Source organism: uncultured Treponema sp. (genome assembly GCF_946187725.1).
Classification (GTDB): Bacteria; Spirochaetota; Spirochaetia; order Treponematales; family Treponemataceae; genus Treponema_D.
Window position 1 is genome coordinate 1 of record NZ_CAMHSK010000080.1, and the last position, 2,724, is coordinate 2,724.

Annotated in this window: 2 protein-coding genes; one reads left to right on the plus strand and one right to left on the minus strand. The window is 41.1% G+C overall.

What is annotated here, in order from left to right; translation table 11 throughout:
- Positions 1 to 263: 263 nt before the first annotated feature.
- The gene (locus Q0Q74_RS14170) at positions 264 to 1,424 is read left to right on the plus strand and encodes an ISAs1 family transposase (RefSeq protein WP_294431924.1); all 1,161 of its coding nucleotides are present in this window, start codon (positions 264 to 266) and stop codon (positions 1,422 to 1,424) included.
- On the opposite strand, the gene Q0Q74_RS14175 is transcribed toward Q0Q74_RS14170, so the two are convergent.
- A complete protein-coding gene (locus Q0Q74_RS14175) occupies positions 1,421 to 2,638 on the minus strand; it encodes a site-specific integrase (RefSeq protein ID WP_294431926.1) in 1,218 nt (405 codons plus the stop codon). The two genes, Q0Q74_RS14170 and Q0Q74_RS14175, sit on opposite strands and share 4 nt — an antisense overlap.
- Positions 2,639 to 2,724 lie beyond the last annotated feature (86 nt).

The following is a 2,724-nucleotide window of genomic DNA, read 5'->3' on the forward strand; positions in this document are numbered from 1 at the left end:
CCTCCATTTTTTGTTGGCTTTTGCCCATGCCACTTTCTCCTCAATGCTCTTCGTGAAATCAGAGTCTGCGGCTTCGCCTTTAAGGAACTTGAAGAAAGATTTTTCCTCGTCAGATTTCATTTTATCACAGCATCCCGCATTAAAAAAGACCTTGAAAGTCATGTCGCAGGGCATCCGCATCAAAAGCACTCTGCAATTGAATTCTTAACAAGTATTGTATTTAAAGATTAGGCGAGATGATAAAATAACTTCGGGTAGTAAAAATGACATTGGAGGAAACATTCGAAGAAATCACGGACGACAGAATAGAGGGACGAACCAAACACAAACTTGTAGATATTCTCATGATTGTGTTTTTCGGTATTCTGTGCGGATATAAGACAATAGAAGAGATTCATTTCTATGCTGAAATGAGCATAAACGCACTGAAAAAATATCTGAAACTGGAAAACGGGATTCCAGGAAGCGACACGATACTGCGGGTTCTGGCACGGATTGATTCAAAAGAACTGGAAAACGCGTTCGTCAGATACGCGAAAGAAACATTCGGGGATAAAGTTGGGGAAGATGAGGTCATAGCCATAGACGGAAAAACAATCAGGAACTCCAGATATCTGCCGGAATCGCCGGAGAAAACACCTCACAAGGCTTCTCATGTAGTCTCGGCATGGGCGACAAATCTCGGGGTCTGCTTCGGTCAGGTCAAAACAGATGAGAAATCAAACGAGATCAAGGCGATACCCGAACTTCTGGAACTCCTGGACTTAAAAGGCGTGATTGTGACCATAGACGCGATGGGATGCCAGAAGAAAATCGCCGAAAAAATCACGGAGAAAAAATCGAATTATGTCATTTCGCTCAAGGGAAACCAGGAGAAAATCCATGCGGATGCGAAATCGCTGTTCGAGCACGAGCTTGACGAGCAATACTGCGAGCGGTACAAGATTCAGCATACCGAGAGCGAAATCGAATTCGGGCACGGAAGAATTGAGAAAAGAAGCAGCTATCTCTGCACGAACCTCAGATGGCTGGAGGAAAAAAGCGAATGGACAAACCTGAACGGAATCGGGATGGTGGTCTCAGAGCGGACTGACAAAAAGACAGGGCAAAAATCAACAGAACGAAGGTATTTTTTGACATCTTTAACCGATGTTTCGAAGGCTTCCAATGCTTTAAGATCGCACTGGAGCGTTGAAAATAATCTTCATTGGGTTTTGGACAATATTTTTGATGAAGATCACTGCCTTGTAAGAAAGGATAATGCGGCTCAAAATCTTAATGTCATTAGAAAAATCGCAATGAATCTTCTGAAGCAAGCAGATTTTTCGGATGTCATAAAATCCAAGAACATTACAATTTCTCAAAAGCAGCACATTTGCGATAAATGCGAAGATTATCTGGATAGAGTCATTAAGTTATTTTAATGCGGATGCCCTGATAGTCCAATAAACAAAATTTTGCAAAAATTGTATATCAGGATATACAATTTATACTCAAATAGCCTGTTAGCCGCCCCGTTAGCCGACTTTACAGCCTCAACCATTTCAGGAATTGCCGCCACCATTTCTGGTATCGCAGCTTTTGTGTAGTATTCGGTCATCTCAACAGATGTGTGACCGACAGTCTTCTGCACAAGTTCCGCTGGCAAGTCCCGGCGCATCCTTGTGACATAAGTAAAGCGCAGAGAATGGGGAACAAGTTTTCTACCGTTCTTTTCGATTCCGACTTTTTTCAGCTGGCGTTCAAACACATCTTCAAGATATTCCTTGCGCAGAGGTCTTTTTCCTTCCCGAACGAAAATATAATCCTCTTCCTGAATGTGATTTAAAACACTGTAGTTATAAACAAGCTGCATCGTTGAATCTGGAGCAACGGCAACACGCCATTTCTTATCTTCATTTGACCCTTTTTTGTTGTAATCAGTTCGCTCACCGTTTTGCTTACAAAAGCCGTCTATCACAACTGCATTCTTATCAAAAATGAACTGACGAAGCTGCAACGCCCTCGATTCACCAAGCCTTAAACCAAAGGACGCAATACATAGAAAAATTAGATGGTCACGAGGATTATCCCATAATGAATTGTCAAAGAAACGGTTCAATTCTTCTGTCGTCAATATATCAGCCTTTTTCGTATTTCTTGCAAAACGCATGAAATTTGGCTTTATAAGGCCCTCACAGCCGCAAAACGGGGCCTCTTTGTATATGTACGACATCGTTTCCAAAAAAGAGTTTTTCCACGCTCCTGAGCGTTTCTCAAGCGACCTAAGATAATTATCAACGATAGCAGGCGTAATATCTTTTAATTCCATCTCGCCAAAAGCAGTAACGATTTTATCCAAGAGTCCACGATGTCTTTGCAGAGTTTCAAAAGTTAAATTTCTTCCGTGTTCCGAAAGTCGCTCCACATGGTTACTTCCAGGACTAAACATATCTTTTGCGATGTCTTTTAGCAGAACTTTTTTTCGGTCCAAATCTGGAAGCGAACTTATAAATGCGTAGGCTTCTGCCCTACTCTTGCAATCAGGAATGACTTTTTGTTTTTTAATTCCAGTTTCCGAATCGATATAAGAATAATACCATCTGTAAACAGATTTTGACTTTGTTTTGATTGAACGGCGAAGAACATTATAGTGCATAAAAAAAACCTCCTAAAGTTTTTTGCTGATTTCTGAATGAAATCCACCGAAAATCTGCCATAAGGTGACATTTCGGTGATACAAAA

Excerpts from the sequence above, each read along its gene's own strand:
- Q0Q74_RS14170 (WP_294431924.1), top strand. The coding sequence starts at position 264 with ATGACATTGGAGGAAACATTCGAAGAAATCACGGACGACAGAATAGAG.
- Q0Q74_RS14175 (WP_294431926.1), bottom strand. The coding sequence starts at position 2,638 with ATGCACTATAATGTTCTTCGCCGTTCAATCAAAACAAAGTCAAAATCT.